Origin of the sequence: Streptomyces sp. SID13726 (genome assembly GCF_010548375.1) — a bacterium.
In the GTDB taxonomy this organism is placed as follows: domain Bacteria; phylum Actinomycetota; class Actinomycetes; order Streptomycetales; family Streptomycetaceae; genus Streptomyces.
This window is the reverse complement of sequence record NZ_JAAGLY010000015.1, coordinates 178,629-201,614: the sequence shown is the minus strand read 5'-3', so window position 1 is coordinate 201,614 and position 22,986 is coordinate 178,629. Positions and strand designations below refer to the sequence as shown.

The following is a 22,986-nucleotide window of genomic DNA, read 5'->3' as shown; positions in this document are numbered from 1 at the left end:
GGACAGCTCAACGCGTCCCACGAGGAGAGCTACGCCCTGCTGAGTTCCAGCAACACCCGGAGGCTTGCGGCGGGAGGGTGAGCTGCGATTCTTCCCCAGGGCCTGTCTGACAAACGATCACCCGGCAGGTTCGCGTCGCGGTGCGGGAACGGGTGTAGCGGTCGGAGGAGGCCGGTTCACTACCATGGCCCGATGGCCCGGACGAGCAAGCCCACCGACATGCCCCCACCCCGTGTGCTGGCCCGCGCCGCCCGCGAGAATCTGGGCGAGTTCCAGCAGCGGGTACGCCGTCGCCCCGGCCTCGGCGGGGCCGCAGTGTGCCTGGTGCTCCTTGTCGTCGTCATGAACTTCCTGGTCAACGGGCCGGAGAACGTCTGGGGCCGCGGTGTCGTGGTGGCCGGTCTGCTGATCGTCATCACATGGGGCTATGTCTGGGTTCAGCGCACGCGGGGCGGGCTCTACCTGTTCTCGGAAGGGTTCGTCGACGCCGCCGGCCGGCGCATGGTCGTCGTGACGTGGTCGCAGATCCGGTCGGTCGAGGGCCAGAGGACGCAGTTCGCCCTGGGAGCGCTACCGGCGGGCAGCGCCTTCGCCTACGAAGTGGCGTTCACGTCCCGGGTGCCCGGCCACGAGGCGGTGTGGAGGCTCAACACCACGTACAGCAACGTAGGTGAGCTCGCCGGACTGGTTTCCCGGCGCTCCGGTGTCCCGGTGACCGGCCTCACCGGCCCATAGCAGCAGTGCGGTGCGTTGCCGGGAAAGGTGAACGCACCGCTGTCCCAGGACGAGGCGGTTCGCCGGCCCGGTCTACAGATCGATCCGGATGTGCTCCACGTCGGTGAACTCCACGCCCAGGCCGTGTGCGCGGGTGTTGTTGTTGCGGAAGTACATCTCAGCCAGGCCATCGGCGGCGATGCGCTGGAGCTGCTGCTCGGTGGCGCCGGCGTCACGGGCCTCGAACAGCCGGTCCGCCCAGCGTGGCGGCAGGGCTTGGGAGACGTCACGGATCCGTGCGTCGTCGGTGGTGCCGGGAGCCGCGGTGAACCCGAACCTGGCGCGGGTGCTCACGACCAGGCCGCCGGTGCTCGTGGCCTTCTTCCTGGCCTTTGCCCGGATCTGCGGCTGCCACCGCTTCCTGACCTCCCGTTCCAGGCGCTCGCGCAGGTCGCGGCGGGGCCGCTTGAACTTGCCCGCGACGTACCGCTCCACGGTGCGCTGGGAGATCCCCAGCACCTGGGCTGCGGCCCTGGTGCCCTTGAGCTGCCTGACCAGGTACTTCATCTGCGCCTGGGCGCTCTGTGGGATGCGGCGGGTGAATGCCGTTTCCAGTGCCTGGTCCAGGCCGTCTCCGACCGAGTCCGCCATGACCTGCTACTCCCCTTCCCCGGCAGCCGGGTCGTTCTTGATCAGGTTGGTGAGGTTGAAGACCCCGCCGGCCTCCTCGAACTGCTGCTCCGCCCACAGCACGGTCTGGGTGCCCTGGTGCTTGACCATCCCCGGGGAGACACCGAGCCGGAACGTGCCCGCAGCCGGTTTGCCCTCGGGCGTGTACGGCAGGGCATCCAGCGGGCTGGGGCCGTTGGAGGGATAGGCGATGGCATCGGTGCCGATCGCGACCGGGTAGAGATCGGCCGCGGCGGCGGTCTTCATCAGCTTGCGGTGCATGCCGACCCGGACATTGGCGAGCACAGCGGCCCGGATGTCCGGGCGCCACGTCTCCCGCGCGAGCGCCGGCCACGGCTCGTAGTACGGCACCTGACCCCGGCTGCGCTGGCGCAGTTTGCCGATACCGCCCTTCGCGGTCGCCTTGATCGCCTTCACCAGCAGCGCCATCACCGGGTCGACGTGCGTGGAGCGGGCCATCGCCTCCAGGAACTCCGCATCGGTCATGGAGGTGGTGACCCCGAGTTCGGCCATCACCGTCACGTACGCGTCGCGCAGCCGCTGGTACCACGGGTCCAGATAGCGGCCGGACTGCAGGCGCACGTACGCCTCGACCGGCGCGACCTCGAAGCCCAGCTCCACCGCGTACGCCACGGTGGGGGTGGCGTACCAGGCCGGGCCGGTCGGCCGGTCGCCCCTCGGCGTGAACGGCGACGGGAGCCGGCCCGCGTCCACGGTGCGCCCGCCCACCTGTACGCGGGACAGGTCGACGTGGGAGAGATCGACCAGCCACGAGCCCGGCACCTTCGGGTCGAACGCCGGGCGGTTCTTCAGGTGGGTGGGGCCGCCCAGACCGACGGTGAGGCCGTTGGCGGCCGCTGCGAACGCCATGTTGACGTCGATCACGACCAGGTACGGCCTCATGCACTCGTCATCGGTCAGCGGCCGGCACCAGTCGTACGGCTCCTCCATCAGCATCTGGTCCGGGGTGCGCAGGTGGTGGCGCTCGAACCTCCCCTTCAGCAAGGGGTGTTCGTCCGGGACCTCGCACTCCACGTGCTCGTACACCGCGGTGAGCGCGTCCGCATTGAACGCCCGCTCGAACTCACCGGTCGCCTCGTTCCTCTCCGCCCGGGTCGGCGGACGCAGCGCCGTCATCAGCTCCAGACCGGTGGTCGACGCGGTACCCCGCGGTGTCATGACCAACTGGGCGTACGTGCCGAGGTACCGGGCGAGGTCGGCGGGGTGCATGGTCGGCAGCTGCGGGTCGTCCTTGCTGTCCCACTCCCGCACATCCAGCGCGTTCCAGGAGGGGATGCACAGCTGCACGCAGCGGCGCCGGGAGCCCTCGGGATCACGGAAGACGCGCGCCCAGGGCCCGAACCCGCGCTGGGTGAGCTGGAGTTCGGCCTTCTTGATCTGCTTGACCACCTTGTGGCTGTCCGCGAGCCGCCCGGCACGCCGCTCCTCGTCCGACAGCGCGGCGGGCAGCCCGTAGCGCTCCAGCGCGGTGGGGGTCAGGACCAGGACCGGGTCGGCGTCGCGGCCGTTGCGGTGCAGCCGGGGCTGACCGAGGCGTGCCTCGGTGATCGTCCAGTCGACCAGCGCGGGCAGGGACTTGGCGGGCACGTCCAGGACCAGGCCGCCGACGCAGTACGCCGACACCTGCCCGTCCTCGCAGTCGACGACCGCCAGCGGGCCGTTCGCGAAGCGCGGGTCGACCGCGGCCACCGCCGCGGCGGTGGCCTTCTTCGCGGCCTGGCGCCGCAATCCCGACCCGGGCCTGGTGGTACTGCTGGCGACCGGGCGGGCAGGCGGCTTCGCGACGGCCGGCACCGACGGGGTCACCGGGGCGGGCGCGGTGGTAGACGTCTCCGGCACGTCCGGCTCGGAGTCCGGGCCGGCCTCGGGGGCGGGGAAGCGCACGGCGAGGCCTTCGAGCAGTCGGGCGTACGCGGCACGCTGCGGCGGCCGCGGCTCGTTCTTGCCCCCCTCCCAGCTCGCCACCGTCTCCCGGCGGGTACCGAGAGCCCCCGCGACATCCCCCTGCGTCAGACCAGCAGCCTCACGCAGACGCCGACGCTCCACAGGCGACGGCAGATCGCCCTGGTCCACCCGCCCCAACAAGGCGTCAACAGCACCGAACAACTCGCCCTCCGCGGCCACAGAGACCTCACCTCCACCACCCACCCTACTCCCGCCGCCCATTGAAACCCTCGCCGAATCGCACACCGGAACACACGAATTGAGGGAGGATCCGGGGGCGTCCGCTCACACGGCTCGCCCCCCCCCCGACCACCTCAATCGCACGCACGCCACAGCACACAACAAAGCAGATGCACGCGGACGAAGCCGTCAGAACACGCCCTTGTACCCCTGCCACCCCGTCGCGATCTTCGTACGGGCCCCCAACGACCCCTTGCCGTTGCCGGAGTTGCGCCACACCGCGCCCGAGGTGTCCCGGGAGATGATGTCCGCCTTCGCGTCACCGGTGATGTCGCCGACTCCGACGATGACGTTGTAGGAGGAGCCCCAGTTCGCGGCGAGTTTCACCCGGGCCTTGAAGCCGCCGGTGCCGTTCCCGTCGTAGCGCCACAGGGTGTTCGACTTGTCCTGGGCCAGCAGGTCGCCGCGGCCGTCGCCGTTGAAGTCACCGACGCCCACGATCTTCTTGTACGTCTTCCAGTTGTCGTAGAGCTTCACCCGCGCCGACAGCTTCCCCGCCGCAGTCCCCTTGTAGAGGTACACGGTGCCCGTGGAGCTGTTGCGGGCGATCAGGTCGGGCCGCCCGTCGCCGTTCACGTCTCCCGGCGAGGTCAGGACGTCGTACTGGTTCCAACCCTTGCCGAGCGAGGTGCGCGGGGTGTTGGTGAGGAAGGCCTGGCCGCTCCAGGTCCGGTAGGCCCTCAGTTCGCCGTTGCTGAAGCGGACGAGGACGTCGTTCTGGCGGTCGCCGTTCAGGTCGCCGAAGGGGACCAGGGTCACCGAGGAGGGCCAGCCCGAGGCCGAGACGGCCTTGTCGATGCCTCCCGTCCCGTTGCCCGGCCGGTAGCTGACGACACCGGACGGGCTGAGGGTCATGAGGTCGCCGATCCCGTCGGGCATCCAGCTGGTGGAGTTGCTGAAGTCGCGGCGTACGACGGCTCCGTAGGACACCCGCATCGACTGGGTGACCGTCAGCGCGGGTCCCGATCCGTCGGCTGGCGGGGCCGTCAGCTTGAGGGTGTACGTGCCGTTGGGGACGTACGCGCCCTTGCCGTCTCGGCCGTCCCACCGCACGGCCAGGTCGCCCGACGCCTCACCGCCCGAGAACGTACGGACCACCGCGCCCGTGGCCTTGCTGGTGAACGTGGCCTTCCAGGACGCGGCGGGCCTGGAGAGCAGCCCGCGCCACTGCCACCACCAGTCGCGGCCCATCTCGGAGGTCACCTCGGACTCGATCACCCCGAGCGGCTGGGTGGCGGTCCCGCTGGGCACCACGTGGATGTGCCGGTCGGCGTCGACGTAGGCCACGGGGCCGCCGAACTTGTCGACGGTCCATGTCACCCCGCGCAGGCTGGAGTTGCCCGCCGCGAGGTCGCCGATCTTCCGGGTCGTCGCGGTGCCGCCGGCGAAGGAGGTGAGCAGGAGCGCGCCGGCCGCGGTGTCGTGCCGTACGACATAGCCGTCCCCGAGGAGGGCCTCGCCGGACGGGACACCGATGTTCTTCTTCGCCGTGCGGTCCCACACCCCGGCCGTCGCGGCCGGGCCGCAGGACCAGTAGACCCAACGGCCCACCGCCTGAAGCTCCTTGGGGACACACGGGGCGCCGGTGGCGATCGTGTCGGTGACCTTGCCGGTCTTCAGGTCCTTCGCGGTGACGACCCCCGTGCCCGAGCCCGGCGTCCACAGCTTGGTGCCCCATACGGAGGCGGCCGTGACCGAGCGGGTCACGATGGGCTGGAGGTCGGAGTACACGCCGAGGTCGCCGATGTACTGCTTGGCCGGGGAGACGCCGTTGACGATCGCGTAGCGGCCGGTGACGTCGAGGAGGGATCCGCCGGCCGAGGGCATCCGGAAGAACCCCGCCGCGTCGTTCTTGAAGAGGGACTGGACGTAGGAGCCGCTGGTGGGGTCGGAGTCGGCGGTGAACGTCACCGCGCGGCCGTCCCCGGTGGCGTACGGGCCCACGGTGTGGCCGTCCCAGTCCTGCCAGGTGGGTGCGCCCGGTGTGCCGTCCGCGGTGATCGGACGGGTGAAGTACGCGCCCATGAAGCTGGCGTCGGCCTCTTCGGTGGCCAGCGTGCCGTTCTGGAGCGAGAGCCGGTCGATCCTCGCGGCGACCGGCGGTACGGCGGTGAGGTCCTTGAGCGTAGGGGCGGCTGCCCCCGTGTCGGTGACCCTGCGCACCGCCCAGCTGCCGGAGTCGGTGCCGCCCACGGCCAGCAGGCCGGCGTCCGGCGCGGTGACCAGGGAGGTGTTCGCGTGCCGGAGCAGGGTGACCGGGTCACCGCCCGTCAGGGGTACGGCCATCAGCCGCTCACCGGACTCGTCGACCAGGTCCTGCGGGCTCCCCGGCACCGAACGGGCCACCACCAGCCACTTCCCGGCGATGCCCACGGACGGGGTGCCCTCCGTGCCGGGCAGCTTCAGCTCCGTGGCGGGGGCGGAGAGGTCGGCGCGGTCCAGGACGTGGGCGGACCAGAGGCCGGACCACCAGACCAGCCGGTCGGCGCTCAGCGCGACGCCGGTCGGCACGGCGTTCACGGTCACGTCGCCGGTGACCTTCGCGGTGGCCAGGTCCACCAGTGCCAGGTGCCGTTCGCCGTTCGGCAGCGCGTAGGTGAGAGCGGCGGTGGTGCTGTCGCCGCCCAGGACGGTGAAGTTGGTGGTGATGCCGGTCGGCCAGCCGTCGACGGGGGTGCCGTCGGCGGGTGCGCCCGCGCCGTAGAGCCACGGGGTGCGGTTGCTGTCGGTGTCCCGGGCCTGGGTCAGCACATGGGTGCCGAAGGTGGCCTGGTAGGTGCCGTGGGTGAGGGCGACGTCCGTGCTGGTACCGGCGGCCATGTCCCTGAGGACGACCTTCTCGGTGGGCGAGACGACCTCGGCGACGACGTCGGACGACGAGCCCAGGTACCCGGGGATCTCCAGTGAGGGCAGGGCGCCCAGTTCGGTCGTCGCGCCGGTGGCGTACGACGTCCACAGGTAGCCGGAACGGCCCTCCTGGGCGTGCAGATAGCCGCTGGGCCCGGCGCTGCGGATCCGGTCCGCGCGGGGGGCGTAACGGTTGGACTGGAAGACCTTCTCCGCCGCCAGGGCGGTGCCGGCGGAGGCGGTGGCCGCGCCGGTGATCCCTCCGGCGGTCGCGGAGAGGACCGTCAGTGCGGCTATGACCCCGCGGGTGGTGGTACGTCTGGCCAACGTCGGCTCCTGGGCCTCTGGGCGGGACAAAGGCAGGGCATGGCGGGACGGCGGCGGCCCAACAGGCGCACGTCACATGAACGGTGGAATGTCCCCGGCCCCCCGGCCGTCCCCCCAAGCACAGCCGCATGAGGCTAACACCAGCCTGTGCGTCCGTGCCGGTCACTCCCCCTGTCCTGCGGCAACCTCCAGGCGCCCCCGGCACCGAGGGACCGTCCGCCTTGCCATGGCGTGGCCGCGGCGCCGACGGACAGCGGTGCGGCACCTTGCCGGTGCCGCACCGCGTCTTCACGTCGGGACTACGGATACAGCTGGATCACATCGGCTCGGTTGTCGGCTTCGCCCAGCTGACCCATGGCATGCGGAGCCGGCCCACCGAAGATCCACGCCAGCTGGTTGCCGCTGCCCGAGTCGACCCAGTCCTTGCCGACCATCCAGGCGCCTCCGGTCTGGTTGTTGAAGAAGGAGCTGACCTTGTCCCGCCAGCTGGAGCCGTCGGACACGGTGTAGTTGGAGAGGTCGTAGGAGCCGTAGTTGTAGAAGTCCAGGCGGTAGCCGGTGTAGTTGCTGTTCTGCCACACACAGGCGTAACCGGCCCGGCAGTCGCCCATACCGGCAACCGCGCGGGTGGACGGCAGGACGGTCATCTCCACGCCCCGTTCCAGCCGTACCCGGTCCTTGCCCACCCGCTCGGCGCCTTCGTTGTGCCGCAGCAGGCCCGCGATCTCCCGCTCCATCCTGGCGTCCGCCGCCTTCGCGGACGAGGCGTTCTGTGCCGGTGCGGCGATCGACGGCGAGGCCAGCGCCGTCGTGAACACGGACGCGGCTGCCAGTCCGAGTGCGAGCGAGGCACAGCGCATGGTCAACGACTTCCGCGAGTGCAGTGGATTCATGCGTTCTCTCCCTTGAGCGCAGATGGAGACGCCGTTCGTTCCTGACGTCACCGTCATGCTCCGGGGCACCCCTCGAACGGCACCAGGTGTTTCGGGCACGGCCGAATGACGCGGTCACTTGGTGCGTCGGCCCGGAAATCCAGCGGACGTTCGGTCGTGGGCCGGGCAGGATGTCCTTCTGTGAATCCTGTGCTGTGCGGGCTCGCCGTGAATCCGGCTCTGCCTTTCGAACTGGTCGACCGACTGGTCTCGGTCGCGGACGCGGACGTCGCGGAGTGCCTCACGGATCGCGCCGGTCTCGGCCGGGCGCAAGCGGTCGTCCTGGCTTCGCGGTTCGTGGAGAACGCGGTGCCGCTCGTGTACGAGGGTCTGCTGAGCGCCGCCGACGTCGATCCCGTCGTATGGCCGCACGCGGCGCTCGCGCTGCTCGATACGGGGTCCGGTGATCCTGAGTGGGCGCGGCTCTTCGCGGCGGATCCGGACGTGGAGCGCCGTAGGAAGCTGGCCGAGTGCCGGGGGCTCCCGCCCGATGTGGTCGAGATGTTGGCCGTCGACTTGGACGTGTGTGTCGTCGCGGAGCTCGCGTTGTGGGCGTCTGCGGACCTGGCCGTCAGGCTCGCGCGGCATCCGCATGCGGAGGTCCGTCGCGCGGTGGCGGCCAACGAGGCGACGCCGCCGGAGGTACTGGCGATGCTGATCACCGGCGAGGGGCTGCCTGCGGCGGAGCGGTGCCTGGTCTGCGAGCGTGAGGAGACGCCGTTCGTGCACGACCCGCAGTGCGGGCGGCTCGACTGCGATCTGCCGGCTGGCGCCTCGTGCACGGGGCTCCACGAGTCCACCACCCTGGAGACGGTGCAGCTGGCGCTGGAGAATCCAGCCACGCCCCCGGATGCCGTCGTCCGGTTCGCCGACCACCCTTCAGCACCGGTGCGCTGCCGGGTCGCCGTCCGTCCCGGTCTGCCGCCGGAAGTGTGGGCGCGGCTCGCAGGTGACCCGGTGCCCTGTGTCCGGGCCTGTCTCGCCGGGAACCCGGCGATCGGCGAGGACCTGATGCGTGCGCTGGAGGCCGATCACGGCCATGACGTGCGGCACAGGCTGGCGCACAATCCGCGCGTGCCGCTCGACGCGCTCTCCCGCCTGGCCGGCGCTGTCAAGACTGGTTCGGCCCTTCTGCCGCGGATCGCCGCGGCCTCTCCCGCCGAGGTCGAGGAGCTGGCGAGGTCGTCCTACCCGGCCGTGCGGGCGCTCCTGGCCATGCGGCGTGATCTGCCGGACGGGATCCGGGACGCGCTGGCCGAGGACCCGGACGTGAGGGTGGTCAGATCCGTCGCGCCCCATCCGGGGCTCTCGGAGGCGCAGTTGCGCGGCATGGTCGTACGGCACGGGGTTCAGGTGATGTCCAAGGTGGCTGCCAATCCGGACGCGCCGCCGGGGCTGTTGGAGGACCTTGCCACTCGCGTGCCGCCGGTGCGCTCGGCGCTTCGTGAGATCGCCCGGCACCGCAATGCGACGGGGGCGGCGCTGGTCGCCTGTCTGGAGGACGGCAGGGCACGGCTGTCGGCGGCCGGGCACCCGGCTCTTGGGCCGTCGGTCCTCGTCGGGCTGCTCGCCGACGAGGACGATCGCGTCGTGGAAGCGGCTGCCGCCAATCCCTCGTTGCCGGTGGACGTGATGCGGGAGCTGGTGCCGGATCCCGGTGGCGCGTAGCGGCGGTGCGGGCGGTGAGGACCGCCGAACAAGCCCTCAGTGGTCGGGCGGGCCGGGGCGCACCGGACGGGGCAGTGGCTGCTGCTGCCAGTCGCCGAGTCTGGTGCGGAGGACCTGGCGGGCGAGGAGGCGTATGTCGTCCCATGCCGGGTCTGTGGTCAGGGCGTTGTCCCAGTGTCCGACACGGCAGGAGACGTCGATCCTGGCCAGGCGGTGGCCGAGGTCTCGAAAAGCGCGCAGGTCCTCGGGTTCGAAGAATCCGCGCTCCGTGAGTTGTTCGCAGACCCGGCAGATCAGCTCCACCTCTTCGACGACGTCTTTCGTCTCCACCTCACGCTCGCCCAGCCAGGCGAGCTGGTCCTGTGTGTCGGCCGCCAAGAGGGCCATGAAGTGCAGCGTCCAGGTGCGCAGGTGTGCATCGCCGAGATCGTTCATGGGGGCAGGGTCGCATGTGGCTGACGTCATCTGTCGTCATGGTGTGGCGACCGCGCAGGTCAAGGCGAGGAGGCGCTCCGAGCCCAGCGGGCGCTCTTGATGCCGTCAGTCACGAAGTGGAAGGTGGTGCCGCCCGGGCGCGGCCAGGGATCACGCGGGGTGTGGGTGAGGACGAAGACCGGGGTGTGGAACGGTGCCTCCCGCGGCCAGGCGCGTTCGCCGGCGTCGAACATGCGGCGGCCCATGATGCTCGCACCGGTGCGTTCGTGCGTGGTCCGTGCGATGTCGTTGTCGAGGCCTTCCTCGCCGCCCTGGCCGAGTCCGAGGTTCTCGCGGAACCAGCGCTGCGGGAACGCCCATGCCTGGAGCCGCGACCACGACGCCATCCAGTACCGGACCCGCGGGTCGTCCTGGCCGTCGGAGGAGAAGAGGGTCTCGACGGGGACGGCCTCGGGTGCCATGAAGCCGTCGAGCGACACCGTCACGCTGAAGAACACCTTGCCGGCCATCAGTGCTCCGGTTCCTCGGGCGCGGTGGCGTCGCGGGTGAGTTCGGCGGCGTAGACCGCGAGGTGGTGCAGGGTCTGTTCGCCGCCCTCGACGGCGTGGTACTTCTCCACGGCCTCGTCGCGCAGTTCCTTGGTGGGGAAGACCGTGCGCATCACGACCCGGGATTTCTCCCCGTCCGGTTCGAAGGTCAGGACCGTCTCGAAGGCGTTGGGGTCGTCGCGGAACTCGCCGTGCCGCAGTGTGATCCGGTGCGGCGGAACGATCTCGGTCCAGGTGATCCACTCCTGGTAGTCGGTGCCGTCCGGTCCATGCATCACGAAGTCCCAGACCCCGCCCGTACGGAATGCGAAGCGTGGTGGTGGTGAATCCTTCCGGTCCCCACCAGCGGGACAGGTGCCGGACCTGGGTGAACGCCTGGAAGACCAGCTCGCGCGGGGCGTCGACGGACCGGGAGATCACGACCTCGCGGTCCGTGGTCGTGGGGTCGGTGGTGGGAGCTGGGACCGTCGTGGGGGCCGGAGTGGGCTCGTCGTTGCTACTCGTCGGCGTCATGCGGGGGTTCCTCCTTCGGTAGCTGCTTCAGGTCCTGCACGTACTCGTCCAGCCGGCCGAAGGTCTCGTTCCAGAACTGTTCGAAGCCGCCCAGCCATTCGCGGACGGGGTGCAGCCCGCGGGCGTCGAGGCCGTACAGCCGCTGCTTGCCCGCGCCGCGGACCTGCACCAGACCGACCTCGCGGAGGACCCGCAGGTGTTTGGACGCCTGCGGCTGGGTCATTCCCAGGGTCTGGGCCAGGTCGGTCACGGGCCGTTCGCCTGCCCGCAGCAGCAGGAGGATCTCCCGCCGCTGCGGTTCGGCGATCGCGTTGAACGCGTCCGAGGTCGTCGCCGCTCGTGCCATGACCCCATCGCATGCCCATATGGGAATGTGTCAACGCCGGGGTCCAGTGGACACGGTCAGCTGAACCAGCGATCAGTGCCGGGCGAACTGCAACCCGGTCGCCTGCACCACGTCCGGTTTCACGGCGATGCCCGTGACTTCCAGCTGCTCGCCGTAGAGGTCGGTGAGCCTGATCGCGCCACCGCAGCCGGTGCCCTGCTCGGAGAGGAAGTAGTTGTACTCGGTGCGGGGCAACTCCTTCCAGCCGGAGGAGGTCCTCACCTCCAGGCGGGCCAGCGGGTTGCGGTGGCCGATCGCCTGGATGCCGCACCAGAAGCTGCTCGAGCCCGTCTTGTAGCGGATCGAGATCGTGTCGGACGTGCTGGGGCTCACCAGGCTCCAGGTGATGGGGATACGGCCCTGCACAGGGGCGGCGAGCTTCGCGAAGGCCTGGGCGCTGAGGTCGAGTTGGCCGGGGGCGCAGGGCAGCGGGCACTCGTTCGTGACGCGGACCGTGACCGAGGCACCGCTCGCGGCGCGGACGAGGATGTAGGCACCGCAGGCCTTGGCCGTCTCGTAGTCGGCGTGGTTCATCGCGGCCGTCATGACGTCGGAGGTGGGGCCGTACAGACAGGCTCCGTCGCCGTTGCCGACGTCGTAGAAGGTGGCCACGCCCTTGTAGGAGACACCTGGCTCGATCCGGCCGGCCTGCGTCGCCGAACCGGATGCCTTGCGGGCCGGGTCCGCGGCCGGGGTCGACGGCCGGCGCGGTGATGTGCCGGTCGCTGCGGGCGCCGGGCTGTCCTTGCCGGACGGCGACGCGGACGCAGACCCCGACGGGGACGGGGATGCGGTGGCCGGCTCGCGTTCCGGGGCCGCCGCGGTGGTGGTGGCCGCGCCCGCAACGGGGGTGACCGCGGCGGAACCGGCCGCTGACCTCTCGTGGCCGGGGCCGAACGCCACGACCACGGCCACCACCAGGGCGACCACGGCCACGACGGCCGCGCAGACGACGGCGGTCCGCCGACTGCGGCCGGCGGGTGCCGGAGAACGATGCGAGCGAGATGCCACGGGCGTGTCCTTGTGCGGTGCGGGCCGGCCTCCGGTCGATGGAGCTTCCGACCTGTCAGTCGCCGCCGGTCGCGGGAAGGTTGCCGGAGAGTTGCCGGGTCGGTGACTCGCCGGCCGGGTCCAGGCCGGTCATGAGTTCGGTGAACGCCCTTGCCGCGCCCGGGGCGTTGAAGAGGCGGTCCAGGCGGGCGCGCGCCAGATGGCGCAGGAAGGGCTCTCCGTCGCCCGCGTCGTGCACGGTCCGGGTGAGCCAGTGGGAGAACTCCTGGTCGTTCCAGACCCGCCGCAGACAACGCGCCGAGTACGCGCGCAGCCCCGCGTCGTCGCCCCCGGCCCAGTCCCGCACAGCGCGTGCGAACACATCGGCGTCGTACAGCGCGAGGTTCATGCCCTTGCCGCCCATCGGCGACACGATGTGCGCCGCGTCGCCCACCAGGAACAGGCGGCCGTGGCTCATCGGGTCGTGGACGAGACTGCGCAGGCGGAAGACCTCGCGGTCGGTGATCGTTCCGGAGGGGAGGTCCGGGTCGCCGAGCCGGGTGCGCAGTGCGTCCCAGACGCGGGCGTCCGGCCAGTTCGCCGGATCATCGGCGGGCGGGCACTGGACGTAGAAGCGGCTGGCGTGCGGGCCGCGCGGGAAGTGAGCGGCGAAACCCTCCCGGCTGACGGCGAGGAGGGGGTGGGCCGGGGGCGGGGCGTCGGCCAGAACGGTCAGCCATCCGATGCCGTGGTCGAAGGCGTGCACGGTGAGGGCGCCGTCAGGGACAGATGTACGGCTCACCCCGTACTCGCCATCGCAACCGGCCACGAAATCACAGGTGATCGCGTGCGACCCACCGTCCGCGGCGCGGTAACGGACCGTCGCACGCCCCGGAGAGTCAGCGTCGGTGAGGTCGTGCAGTGAGACGTCGGCGGCCTCGAAGCGCACGTCACCGCCGTCCTCCAGGTAGGCCGCCGTGAGCTTCTGGACCAGAACCTGCTGGGGACACAGGCGGGCCGACGGACCGTCCGTGCCGTCATGGTCCGAGACCAGGTGGCGGTCGCCGTCCACCCGGAACTCCAGGACGCCGTCGTACGGCACACCACCCAGCACTCGGTCGGCCAGGCCCCAGCCGTCGAACATGCGTACCGCACGTGTCTCGACGATTCCGGCGCGCTGTCGCCCGGCCACGTGGTCGCGGGAACGGCGTTCCAGGACGACGCAGTCGATGCCGCTGCGCCGGAGCAGGGTCGCGACGGTCATCCCGGCCGGGCCCGCACCCACCACGACGACGGTGGTGGACTCGGATGAATCCTGCAACTGGCTTGCCTCTGCGGCCACTTGGGCACCTCCCCCGCCAGCCTAACGACGGCGCCGGACCTACGGGCCGTATCCGACCAGCCGGTGCGGCCGGTCGGACACGGTCCGTGCAACGGTCGTGCGCGCTCAGCGGTGACAGGTGGTGATGCCGGGCCGCCAGGGGCAGGCGAGTGCGGCGAAGCCGCCGTTCGCCACGACGTCGACACTCAGCTTCTCGCCGTCGCGGACGACCCGCCGGTCCTGGACGAGGCCGGCGGCGCCGTCCCGGATCGTCTCGACCAGCCAGCGGCCGGGGCCGAGCGTCAGCGGTACCCCGGCGGTGCGGGCCTCGCCCGCGTAGACGCCGCCGATGAACCAGCGCTCCCCGCTCCGGCGCGCCAGCACCGCCTCCCGGCCCGGTTCACCGGCCAGCAGACGGGTGTCGTCCCAGGCCGCGGGGACCTGGTCGAAGTACGCCCGGGCCAGTGGACGGGCCTCGTACGACTCGGGGGTGCCCGCGAACATCTGGAGCCCCGACTCGTAGGCCACCGTCAGACCCACCTCGGCCGCGTCGGAGTTCGGACGCAGGCCCACGCGCTGGAACGCGCCCGGGGTGAAGTCCATGGAACCGATGACGTTGCGGGTGAAGGGCAGGGTGGTGAGGTGGGCGGCGGTGTTGGTGCGCTTCTCCTCGCCCGCGACGCCCTCCAGGGTCATCACCTGCGGCCACGTCCGCTGGATGCCCTTGGGGATCGTCGAGCCGTGGAAGTCGACCATCAGGTGATGGGCGGCCGTCTCCTTCAGGATCGTGTCGTACCACCGGAGCATGGACTGGGCCTCGGAGTTCATGAAGTCGATCTTGACGCCCTTCACGCCCCACTTCTCCAGGGTCGGCAGCCACTGGGCGCGCTCCTCGGGGGTGTCGAGGTCGCGCTGGTGGATCCAGACGACGATGCCGACGCCTTTCGCGCGGGCGTACCGGACGAGTTCGGGCATCCAACTGTCGGTCTGCCAGTCGGGGTCGGTGACGTCCCACTCCCCCGGCCGGTAGTACCAGCCCGCGTCGACCGCCTCGTACGGCCAGCCCCGCTCGGCTGCGTAGTCGACGTACGCCTTCTGCGCGGCGAGGCTCTGTCCTGCCTCCTTCCCGCCCGCCAGCCATGTCCACAGGACCGTGCCCGGCCTGATCCATGAGGTGTCGCGGACCCTGGCGGCGGGGGCCAGGTCGTCGGTGAAGGTGGAGCGGGTCACGGTGGCCAGGTCGCCCGTGACCATCGCCCGCCAGGGGGTGGTGAGTCGGCCGGTCGACTCGACGCGGGTGTCCGCGAGTTCGATGCGGTAGGTGCCGGAACCCTGGGTGTGGGCGAGGCGGGCGCCGGAGTAGGCGCCGGTGAGGTCGGACTCGGCGAGCAGGGTGTAACCGCCGTCGGTCGCGAACAGGGCCTGGTCGGAGTACTCGCCGGTGGGGGCGGACGCCGCCGTGTACTGGGCGAACTGGCCCTCGTTGTCGACCCGGTAGGTGCCCAGCCATGCCTTCGCGTCCGGCGGGAGGGTGAAGGCGGACGTCTCGTCGAGGACGTCTCCGGAGCCGGCCGGGAGGACGTAGCGGTAGGCGATGCCGTCGGCGGAGGCACGTACGAGCAGGTCGAGGCGGGCGCCCGCGGCGGTGGCGAAGGACAGGCGGGTCTCCTTCATGTGGACCCTGCGGTCCAGGCGTTTGCCGGACTTCGTCCGGTAACGTTCGTCCACCGTACGGTCCTTGCGGTGCAGGAAGCGCAAGTCCTTGGACAGGTCGGCCTGTTCGGTGACGAGTCCGACGGGGGACGGTTCGATGACGGTACGGCCGTCCCGGGACACGGACAGGGTCACGGTGCCGGTGGTGTCGTCCAACGCCAGCCGGGCGCGCGGCGCGTGTGCCCCCGCGGACACGGACCACGCCCGGTCGCTTTGTTGCCCGGCCTCGGCGGGCGGGGTGGTGCAGAGTGTGGCCAGCAGTCCGGCGCAGAGCCCCGCGACCGCGGTTCTGATCACAACAGCCATGTCAAACCTCTCAGTTGGGCGTCGGGGGCACGGCGGTTACGGCAGCCCCCACGCCGCACCCGGCTCGCTCACGGCGACGGGCGCGATGACCAGGTCGGGGCGGGAGCCGGAGTGGATCAGGACCTCGCGGCCCTTCGGGAGGTCGACGCGGAGCACGCCGTCGCCGAGGTCGCGGGTGCGGGCCGGGCGGCCGTCGTCGAGGAGGACGGTGAGCCGGCCGGTCAGTCCGTGCTTCACTCTCAGCGGTTCGCCCGCCAGGCTTCTGATCCGGACGAAGCGGGTCCTGCCCGCTGCGCGGACGGCGCTGACCAGGAACGCTCCCTGGGCACGGAAGTCGTGCAGGGTTAGATCCGCCCAGGCTGTGGGGACGGCCGGGAAGACGCGGATCACTCCGCCCCAGCTCTGGCAGAACATGTCGTGCAGGGACTGCGAGGCCGACAGCGGGGTCTCGATGACCGGGCCCGCCTCGGTGTAGTGCGTGTTCGCCCGGCACGGGTAGCGGGTGGTCGGGTCGAAGAACTTGCGGAGGTAGGTGATCGCGGTGTCGCCGTCGCCGGCCATCGCGTACATCGAGGCCGCGCCCGTGTAGCTGTAGCCGCGGTGGGAGCCGGTCAGCGCGTGCCAGTGCTCGACCGATCTCCTGATCAGGTCGCGGCTGCCGGGCTGGTCCCAGTTCACCAGGTACAGCGGATACACCATCAGCAGGTGCGAGTAGTGGCGGTGGGACTGCGCGTACGGGGTGTCCGCACCGATCATGAAGCCGTTGTCGTCGACCGGGTACGGTACCAGCCTGGCCAGGACCTCCTGCCAGCGTGGCCTCGACTCGTCGTCGATGCCGAGGAGTTCGGCCGACTCGATGAGGGTCCGGCAGCCCCAGCGGATCAGGGCCAGGTCGTAGTTGGTGTCCTGCGGCGGGACGACGGGGTACTCGGGTGAGAGGGTGCTGGGCAGGTGGAGCCTGCCGTCGCTGCCGGGGGTCAGGAAGTGCAGGTAGTAGTTGATCGCCCGCCGGAGCACCGGGTAGACGGTGTCGCGCAGCAGGGACTCGTCCATGGAGTGGCGGTAGGACAGCCAGGCGTTGTGCAGCGCCCAGGTGAGGTCACCGGTCTCGGCGCCCGTACCCGGCATGCCGACACCGCGGTTGGCGAACATGTCGGAGCTGCGGCCGACGCCCGAGCTGTCGGAGCGGTAGGCGGCGGGGACGTTCGCGACGAGCTGTTCCTGGTTCTGGCGCAGGGTGGTGGCCAGGGAGTCGAGTTCGGGGTGGTTGAAGCCGTGGATGAGCCAGTACTCCAGCTGCACGTTGAGGTTCCACCACACCGCGGGCCAGGGGGTGGGCTCCAGCCAGGGGCCGCACGTGGCCATCACCGGACCGCCCGCGCGGCTGGCCGAGGCGACCTTGTAGAGCTGGATCCAGTGGAAGCTCTGGAGCCGCTGGTCGGGGAACGACACGAAGCTCTTGCGGTAGAACGCGTGCCACCAGCGGGTGTGCCGTTGCCTGAGGGTGTCGTAGGACTTCGCGCGGCGGAGGTTGCGCAGGGAGTCGGCCTCGGCCGCGGTGTCGGACGGGTGGCTGTGTCCGACGCTCAGCAGCAGGTCCGTACCGGAGCGCCGGTACGCCGTTGCCGTCTCGCCGCCGCCGGTCAGGGGCTGGAGGACCTGTTCCGTGCCGTCCGCGGTGGTGCGGGTGGTCCAGGGCGGGTTGGGCGTGTAGCCGGTGGGCGGGGCCTCACTGATCTTCCTCGGGCTGACGGCTTCCTCGGGGTGGAAGGTCCAGTCGGCCCGTTCGTCGCCGTCGGCCGTGACGCGGACCGCCAGGACCTCGTCGTGAATCAGGGCGGCGAGGGTGAGGGTGCCCGCGGTGGTGGTGACGGTGCCGGTGAGTTCCGCGTTCCACAGGCTCAGGCGCCAGTCGACGGCGGTGACGGTGCCGGCCGGTTCGAGGGTCAGCCGGCCGACGGGGAGGCGGCAGGTGCCCCAGCCGCTGCCGAACTCGGGGCGGTGGTCCTGGACCCGGCCGTGCTGGACGGTGAAGCGGATCCGGTTGGCGCCCGGTTCCTGGTAGATCATGCTGCCGAGCAGGCCGTCACCGAGGAACGGGCCCTCGTACCAGAGCGTGGGGAGCCTGGTCCACAACAGGTCCTGGCCGCGCAGGAATCCGGCCCAGGCGCGGTCGGTGGTCATGGTGTCGCGGAGTTTCCACGGGTGTCTGCCGTCGGCCGCGGCGGGCTCCTGCTGTACGGCGTGGGCCGTGCCGGGTAAGGCGGCGGCCGCCGCTCCGGCCACGGCGGTGCCGAGTACGGCTCTGCGGCGCACCTGTGAGTGGTTCTCCGGCTGCGAGGTCATCGTTGTCCTCCAGACCTGACGGATCCTCGATACATCGGGTGTATCGGGGAACCTAGGAGGCCTTCGTGTACCTGTCAATGACCGTGACTTGCCGTGAATCACAAGATGGGTTGGTTATTCATGGGCTAAATCAGTACTGATTCGCAGGTCAGTAGCCCTGCGTCGCCCCCTTGACCCCTCCGATGTTTTTCGACAGAGTCGGCCGGCCCCAGGGTGCGCGTTCATCGCGGCGCTCTTCCCCGACGAGGCGCAGGACGAGATCTTCACCGGCCCGGACGTACGGATCGGCGGCACCCTCTTCCCGAGCGCCAAGGCCCTTCTGGTGGACGGGGGTTACGTGGTCGACGGGACGTCTTCGTTCGCCACCGGCTGCCAGGACGCCGACTGGCATCTGCTGACCGCCGTGGCCGGGTCGGGGGACGGTCGGGACGGTCACCCGCCCGAACTGCTGTGGGCGGCCGTTCCGATGGCCGAGCTGGAGGTGCTCGACGACTGGGACGTCTCCGGTCTCACCGGGAGCGGCAGCAACAGTGTCGTCGCTCATGGCGTCCGTGTGCCGGAGGAGCGGGCCCGGATCCGGGGGCAGTGCGGCTATGCGGCCCGGCTGTGCAAGGAGGCCGTGGACCTGATCGGGTCCGCGTCCGGAGCGTCGTCCCTGCACCGGGAGGTGCCGGTGCAGCGGGCGGTGCGGGATCTGAACGCGCTGAACCCGCACTCGTTCGTCAACCCGGCCACCGATCTGGAGCTGTACGGCCGGGTGTTGTCGGGGCCGGACGCCGGAACGCCGTTCCTCCAGCGGGAGTTCGACGGGTGCCGGGGGGGCGGGATCGGCACCCGTCGGGAGGCGGCTGTCTCAGCCCTGCGCGAGCAGTTCCAGCGTGTCGATCACGCGGTTGGAGAAGCCCCACTCGTTGTCGTACCAGGCGACCACCTTGACGTGCCGGCCGTCCACGCGGGTGAGCTCGGAGTCGAAGATCGACGAGGCGGGGTTGCCCGTGATGTCGGACGAGACCAGCGGGTCCTCCGAGTACTCGAGGACTCCGGCGAGGGGGCCTTCGGCGGCGGTGCGGTACGCGGCCAGTACGTCCTCGCGCGTCACCTCGCGGGCGACGGTCGTGTTGAGCTCGACCATCGAGCCGACCGGCACCGGGACGCGGATCGAGTCGCCGGACAGCTTGCCGTCCAGGTTGGGCAGCACGTGGCCGATCGCCTTGGCGGCACCCGTGGTGGTGGGCACGATGTTGACACCGGCGGCGCGGGCGCGGCGGGCGTCGCGGTGCGGGCCGTCCTGGAGGTTCTGCTCCTGGGTGTAGGCGTGCACCGTCGTCATGAACCCGTGCTCGATACCGGCGAGTTCGTCGAGCACCTGGGCCAGCGGCGCGAGCGCGTTGGTCGTGCAGGAGGCGTTGGAGACGATCGTGTGCAGATCCGGGTCGTAGGCATTGGTGTTGACGCCGTAGGCGAGGGTGACGTCGGCGCCGTCGGAGGGCGCGCTGACGAGAACCTTGCGCGCGCCCGCGTCGAGGTGGGCGCGGGCGGCCTTGGCGGATGTGAACCGGCCGGTGGCCTCCAGGACGATGTCGACGCCGAGTTCGGCCCAGGGCAGCTGGGCGGGCTCCCGCTCGGCGAGCACGGTGATGCGACGGCCGTCCACGACAAGGGTGTTGCCGTCCACGGTCACCGGGCGGCCGGGGCGGCCGGCCGTGCTGTCGTAGGCCAGGAGCCGCGCGAGGGCGGCGGGCTCGGTGAGGTCGTTGACGGCGACGATCTCCAGGGCGCTGTCGCGCTCGAGGAGTGCGCGCAGCACGTTGCGTCCGATGCGGCCGAATCCGTTGATGGCGATGCGAGTCATGAATGGTGTCCCTTCCCTATGGCCACCAGGCTCGCGCACGGCCTGGGCCGCTGACAGTGGCGCGATCGCCACGGTTCACAAGGATCGCGCCACCGCCGCACCGGGCCACCGGCCTATTCGCCCCGGGTGAAGGTGCGGCGGTACTCGCTCGGCGTGGTGCCGAGGATCCGCTGGAAGTGCATGCGCAGGTTCGAGCCGGTGCCCAGGCCAACGTCGGTGGCGATCTGCTCGACGCTGCGTTCCGAGCGCTCCAGCAGTTCCCGGGCCATGTCGATGCGGGCCCGCATGACCCACTGCATCGGCGTGTACCCGGTCTCCTCGACGAAGCGCCGGGAGAAGGTGCGCGGCGAGACCGCGGCCTGCCGGGCGAGCAGGTCGAGGGTGAGGGGTTCGTCGAGGCGGTGCAGGGCCCATTCGCGGGTGGCGGCGAAGCGCTCGCCGAGCGGTTCGGGCACACTGCGGGGCACGTACTGGGCCTGGCCGCCGCTGCGGTAGGGGGCGGCGACCAGGCGCCGGGCGGCGTGGTTGGAGGCGGCCACTCCGAGGTCGCCGCGCAGGATGTGCAGGCACAGGTCGATGCCGGAGGCGGCGCCGGCCGAGGTGAGCACGCTGCCCTCGTCGACGAAGAGGACGTTCTCGTCGACCCGGACGAGGGGGTGCTTGGCCGCGAGCGCCCTCGTGTAGTGCCAGTGGGTGGTGGCGCGGCGCCCGTCGAGCAGGCCGGTCGCGGCCAGGGCGAAGGCGCCGGTCGAGATGGCGGCGAGCCGCGCGCCCCTGTGGTGGGCGGCGACCAGTGCCTCGACGACGTCCGGCGGCGGGTCCTCGCGGTCCGGGAACCGGTAGCCGGGGATGAACACGATGTCCGCCCAGCCGAGCGCGTCGAGGCCGTCGGCGACGTGGTACGACAGCCCGTCCCCGCCGCTCACCAGGCCGGGTGCCGCGCCGCACAGCCGTACCTCGTACGGCATGCTCGCGCGCGTGGTGAACACCTGTGCGGGAATGCCGACGTCGAGGGGCTTGGCGCCTTCGAGGACGAGCACGGCGACGCGACGAAGGCGGGAGGCTGACACGGGGACAGGGTACGCAGGTCAGGGGGGTTGTCGTCGGGGTCGGCGTCGTCGGGTCAGCGCCGGGTGCGGACCAGCAGGTACAGGAAGTACGGGGTGCCGATGACGGCCGTCATGAGGCCGGCGCCGAGCTGGGCCGGTGCGATGACGGTCCGGCCGAGGGTGTCGGCGGCGCAGACCAGCGAGGCGCCCAGAAGCAGCGCGACCGGTACGACCCGGACGTGACGGCGGCCGACCAGTGCGCGGGCCGCGTGCGGGGCGACCAGTCCGACGAAGCCGACGGCGCCCGCGGCGGCGACGGCGGTGGCGCCGAGCAGCACGGCGACGGCCAGGAAGCCGAGCCGGGCGGGTCCGAGCCGCAGGCCGAGCAGGGCGGGGGTGTCGTCGTCGAGGGACACGAGGTCCAGCTCGGCGCGCCGTACGACGGCCACGGCGATGCCCAGTACCAGGGCGCCGGCGACGGGCAGGGCGTCGGGCAGGGTACGGCCGTAGGTGGAACCGGACAGCCAGGTGAGGGCCTTGGTGGCGTTGAAGGGGTCGGTGAGGACGATGAACAGGCTGATGAGGGCGGTCGTGGCGGCGGACACGCCGACGCCCACGAGGACGAGCCGGTTCTGTCCGAATCCGCCGCGTGCGGCGAGGCCGAACACCAGGACGGCGGTGACCGCGGCGCCCGCGAAGGCGGCACCGGCCACGCTCCAGGACCCGGCCGAGGGTGCCGTGGTGACGAGGAGGACAGCGCCGAGCGCCGCTCCCCCGGACACGCCGAGGATGCCGGGTTCGGCGAGCGGGTTGCGGGTGACGGCCTGGACGAGGGTGCCGGACAGGGCGAGGGCGGCGCCCGCGAGGAGGGCGGCCACGACTCGGGGGACGCGGGTGTCGAGGACGAAGGAGATGGACGGGCGGGCGGTGCCCCGGGCCCAGTTGGCGACGTCGCCGAGGAGGAGTCCGGTGTCGCCGAGGAGGATCGCGGCGACGGTCAGGGCGATGAGGGCGGCGGCCAGGGTCGTGACCGTCGCCAGGAACACGGTCCGGGTGGGGATGCGCAGGCGCTCGGGTGCGCCGGTGGTGGCGGTGTCGCGCAGCCGCAGGGCCATGGCGACGAGGAAGAGTGCGCCGAGGATGCTGGTGACGACTCCGGTGGGGACGGCGACCGCGGCCTCGGCGGAGACCGTGGCGCGCAGCAGGACGTCCGCGCCGAGGACCAGCGCGGCGCCGATGAGTCCGGCGACGGGCAGGCCGAGGCGGATGCGGACGAAGGGCCGCACGCGCCGGGCGAGCGGCCGGAGCAGCGCGGGTGCGCACAGTCCGACGAAGCCGACGGGTCCGGCGAGGGTGACCGCGGCCGCCGACAGCAGCGAGGCGAGCACGACGACGGTGATCCTGGTGGTCCGCACCGGCACGCCGAGGCCCTGGGCCGCCTCGTCGCCGAGGGCCAGGGCGTCCACGCGGCGGGCGACCAGCAGCAGTCCGACGAGGCCGATCAGTGCGACGGGCGCCATCCGCAGCACGCCGTCGAAGCCGTTCTGGCTGATGCTGCCCTGGCTCCATTGGTAGAGGCCGTCGGTCTCCTGCGGGAACAGCAGGAGCAGTCCCTCGGTCAAGGAGGTCAGTCCGAGGGTGAGGGCGCTGCCTGCGAGCACGAGTCGTACGGTGCCCGTGCCGAGGCCGGACAGGGCGAGGACCACGGCGGCCGCGGCGAGCCCGCCGGCGAACGCCACCCCGGAGGAGGCGAGCAGCGGCAGCGAGACCCCGGTGACGGTCAACAGGCCGAGGGCGAAGTAGGCGCCCGCGTTGACGGCGAGGGTGTCGGGTGCGGCGAGGACGTTGCGGCTGACGGCCTGCAGGGCGGCGCCCGCCGTGCCGAGCGCGGCGCCGACGAGCAGTCCCGCGGTCATCCTGGGCAGCCGGGACGCGATGACGACGGACGCGTCGGCGGTGTCGGCGCGGCCGGTGAGGGCCTTCCACACCTCGGCTGGGCCGACGGCCGCGGTGCCCTGGGTGATGTCGACGACCGCGAGGGCGGCGACCAGCAGGACGAGGGCGGCCGTCACCGCGGTCGCGCCCGTCCTGGCGGTGACGGCCGGCGCGCCGGTGGTGGGAGCGGGTGCGGTGACGGTCATCTCG

17 protein-coding genes and 1 pseudogene are annotated in these 22,986 nt (G+C 71.4%); 3 read left to right on the top strand and 15 right to left on the bottom strand.

Going from position 1 to position 22,986, the window contains the following annotated elements:
* Positions 1-192: 192 nt before the first annotated feature.
* On the top strand, positions 193-735 hold the full coding sequence (locus G3I78_RS32410; RefSeq protein ID WP_164431141.1) for a DUF6585 family protein: 543 nt from the start codon (positions 193-195) through the stop codon (positions 733-735).
* 72 nt (positions 736-807) lie between these two features.
* On the opposite strand, the gene G3I78_RS32405 is transcribed toward G3I78_RS32410, so the two are convergent.
* The 4 genes from G3I78_RS32405 to G3I78_RS32390 form a co-directional block, all read right to left on the bottom strand.
* Positions 808-1,365: an XRE family transcriptional regulator gene (locus tag G3I78_RS32405; protein ID WP_164431139.1), complete on the bottom strand. Its 558-nt coding sequence runs from the start codon at positions 1,363-1,365 to the stop codon at positions 808-810.
* 6 nt (positions 1,366-1,371) lie between these two features.
* Positions 1,372-3,591 (bottom strand): helix-turn-helix transcriptional regulator, encoded by a 2,220-nt coding sequence (locus G3I78_RS32400; protein ID WP_164431137.1) that lies wholly within the window; start codon positions 3,589-3,591, stop codon positions 1,372-1,374.
* 147 nt (positions 3,592-3,738) lie between these two features.
* On the bottom strand, positions 3,739-6,783 hold the full coding sequence (locus G3I78_RS32395; RefSeq protein WP_164431135.1) for an FG-GAP-like repeat-containing protein: 3,045 nt from the start codon (positions 6,781-6,783) through the stop codon (positions 3,739-3,741).
* Positions 6,784-7,082: 299 nt separating this feature from the next.
* Entirely contained in the window at positions 7,083-7,676 is a 594-nt protein-coding gene (locus tag G3I78_RS32390; RefSeq protein WP_164431133.1) for a peptidase inhibitor family I36 protein, read from the bottom strand.
* A gap of 180 nt (positions 7,677-7,856) precedes the next feature.
* On the opposite strand from G3I78_RS32390, the gene G3I78_RS32385 reads away from it, so the two are divergent.
* A complete protein-coding gene (locus tag G3I78_RS32385; protein WP_164431131.1) occupies positions 7,857-9,383 on the top strand; it encodes a hypothetical protein in 1,527 nt (508 codons plus the stop codon).
* 36 nt (positions 9,384-9,419) lie between these two features.
* Here G3I78_RS32385 and G3I78_RS32380 read toward each other — a convergent pair whose 3' ends face one another.
* From G3I78_RS32380 to G3I78_RS32345, 8 genes are all read right to left on the bottom strand, one after another.
* The gene (locus G3I78_RS32380; protein WP_164431129.1) at positions 9,420-9,818 is read right to left on the bottom strand and encodes a hypothetical protein; all 399 of its coding nucleotides are present in this window, start codon (positions 9,816-9,818) and stop codon (positions 9,420-9,422) included.
* A gap of 59 nt (positions 9,819-9,877) precedes the next feature.
* A complete protein-coding gene (locus G3I78_RS32375) occupies positions 9,878-10,327 on the bottom strand; it encodes a hypothetical protein (RefSeq protein WP_239158175.1) in 450 nt (149 codons plus the stop codon).
* Entirely contained in the window at positions 10,327-10,641 is a 315-nt protein-coding gene (locus G3I78_RS32370) for an SRPBCC domain-containing protein (protein WP_343243904.1), read from the bottom strand. The genes G3I78_RS32375 and G3I78_RS32370 overlap by 1 nt, the downstream gene beginning before the upstream one ends.
* Positions 10,642-10,862: 221 nt before the next feature.
* Entirely contained in the window at positions 10,863-11,225 is a 363-nt protein-coding gene (locus G3I78_RS32365) for a metalloregulator ArsR/SmtB family transcription factor (protein WP_164431127.1), read from the bottom strand.
* A gap of 72 nt (positions 11,226-11,297) precedes the next feature.
* On the bottom strand, positions 11,298-12,275 hold the full coding sequence (locus G3I78_RS32360) for an RlpA-like double-psi beta-barrel domain-containing protein (RefSeq protein WP_164431125.1): 978 nt from the start codon (positions 12,273-12,275) through the stop codon (positions 11,298-11,300).
* Positions 12,276-12,330: 55 nt separating this feature from the next.
* Positions 12,331-13,596, bottom strand: a complete 1,266-nt coding sequence (locus G3I78_RS32355; RefSeq protein ID WP_343243903.1) for a 4-hydroxybenzoate 3-monooxygenase — start codon at positions 13,594-13,596, stop codon at positions 12,331-12,333.
* 105 nt (positions 13,597-13,701) lie between these two features.
* A complete protein-coding gene (locus G3I78_RS32350) occupies positions 13,702-15,594 on the bottom strand; it encodes a glycoside hydrolase family 97 protein (protein WP_164431123.1) in 1,893 nt (630 codons plus the stop codon).
* Between the two features lie 36 nt (positions 15,595-15,630).
* The gene (locus G3I78_RS32345; protein WP_164431121.1) at positions 15,631-17,940 is read right to left on the bottom strand and encodes a Tat pathway signal sequence domain protein; all 2,310 of its coding nucleotides are present in this window, start codon (positions 17,938-17,940) and stop codon (positions 15,631-15,633) included.
* A gap of 466 nt (positions 17,941-18,406) precedes the next feature.
* On the opposite strand from G3I78_RS32345, the pseudogene G3I78_RS53285 reads away from it, so the two are divergent.
* Positions 18,407-18,655, top strand: a pseudogene (locus G3I78_RS53285) (hypothetical protein); the annotation flags it as partial.
* A gap of 138 nt (positions 18,656-18,793) precedes the next feature.
* Here G3I78_RS53285 and gap read toward each other — a convergent pair.
* The 3 genes from gap to G3I78_RS32325 form a co-directional block, all read right to left on the bottom strand.
* Positions 18,794-19,792 carry a type I glyceraldehyde-3-phosphate dehydrogenase gene (gap, locus tag G3I78_RS32335; RefSeq protein WP_164431119.1) on the bottom strand — a complete coding sequence of 333 codons (999 nt, stop codon included), beginning with the start codon at positions 19,790-19,792 and terminating at the stop codon, positions 18,794-18,796.
* A gap of 113 nt (positions 19,793-19,905) precedes the next feature.
* Positions 19,906-20,862 (bottom strand): helix-turn-helix domain-containing protein, encoded by a 957-nt coding sequence (locus G3I78_RS32330; protein WP_164431111.1) that lies wholly within the window; start codon positions 20,860-20,862, stop codon positions 19,906-19,908.
* A 53-nt stretch (positions 20,863-20,915) separates the two neighbouring features.
* On the bottom strand, positions 20,916-22,982 hold the full coding sequence (locus G3I78_RS32325; protein ID WP_164431109.1) for an iron ABC transporter permease: 2,067 nt from the start codon (positions 22,980-22,982) through the stop codon (positions 20,916-20,918).
* Between the last annotated feature and the right edge of the window lie 4 nt (positions 22,983-22,986).

Excerpts from the sequence above, each read along its gene's own strand:
- G3I78_RS32405 (WP_164431139.1), bottom strand. The coding sequence starts at position 1,365 with ATGGCGGACTCGGTCGGAGACGGCCTGGACCAGGCACTGGAAACGGCA.
- G3I78_RS32365 (WP_164431127.1), bottom strand. The coding sequence starts at position 11,225 with ATGGCACGAGCGGCGACGACCTCGGACGCGTTCAACGCGATCGCCGAA.
- G3I78_RS32325 (WP_164431109.1), bottom strand. The coding sequence starts at position 22,982 with ATGACCGTCACCGCACCCGCTCCCACCACCGGCGCGCCGGCCGTCACC.
- gap (WP_164431119.1), bottom strand. The coding sequence starts at position 19,792 with ATGACTCGCATCGCCATCAACGGATTCGGCCGCATCGGACGCAACGTG.
- G3I78_RS32345 (WP_164431121.1), bottom strand. The coding sequence starts at position 17,940 with ATGACCTCGCAGCCGGAGAACCACTCACAGGTGCGCCGCAGAGCCGTA.
- G3I78_RS32350 (WP_164431123.1), bottom strand. The coding sequence starts at position 15,594 with ATGGCTGTTGTGATCAGAACCGCGGTCGCGGGGCTCTGCGCCGGACTG.
- G3I78_RS32380 (WP_164431129.1), bottom strand. The coding sequence starts at position 9,818 with ATGAACGATCTCGGCGATGCACACCTGCGCACCTGGACGCTGCACTTC.
- G3I78_RS32410 (WP_164431141.1), top strand. The coding sequence starts at position 193 with ATGGCCCGGACGAGCAAGCCCACCGACATGCCCCCACCCCGTGTGCTG.
- G3I78_RS32375 (WP_239158175.1), bottom strand. The coding sequence starts at position 10,327 with ATGGCCGGCAAGGTGTTCTTCAGCGTGACGGTGTCGCTCGACGGCTTC.
- G3I78_RS32400 (WP_164431137.1), bottom strand. The coding sequence starts at position 3,591 with ATGGGCGGCGGGAGTAGGGTGGGTGGTGGAGGTGAGGTCTCTGTGGCC.
- G3I78_RS32370 (WP_343243904.1), bottom strand. The coding sequence starts at position 10,641 with ATGCATGGACCGGACGGCACCGACTACCAGGAGTGGATCACCTGGACC.
- G3I78_RS32390 (WP_164431133.1), bottom strand. The coding sequence starts at position 7,676 with ATGAATCCACTGCACTCGCGGAAGTCGTTGACCATGCGCTGTGCCTCG.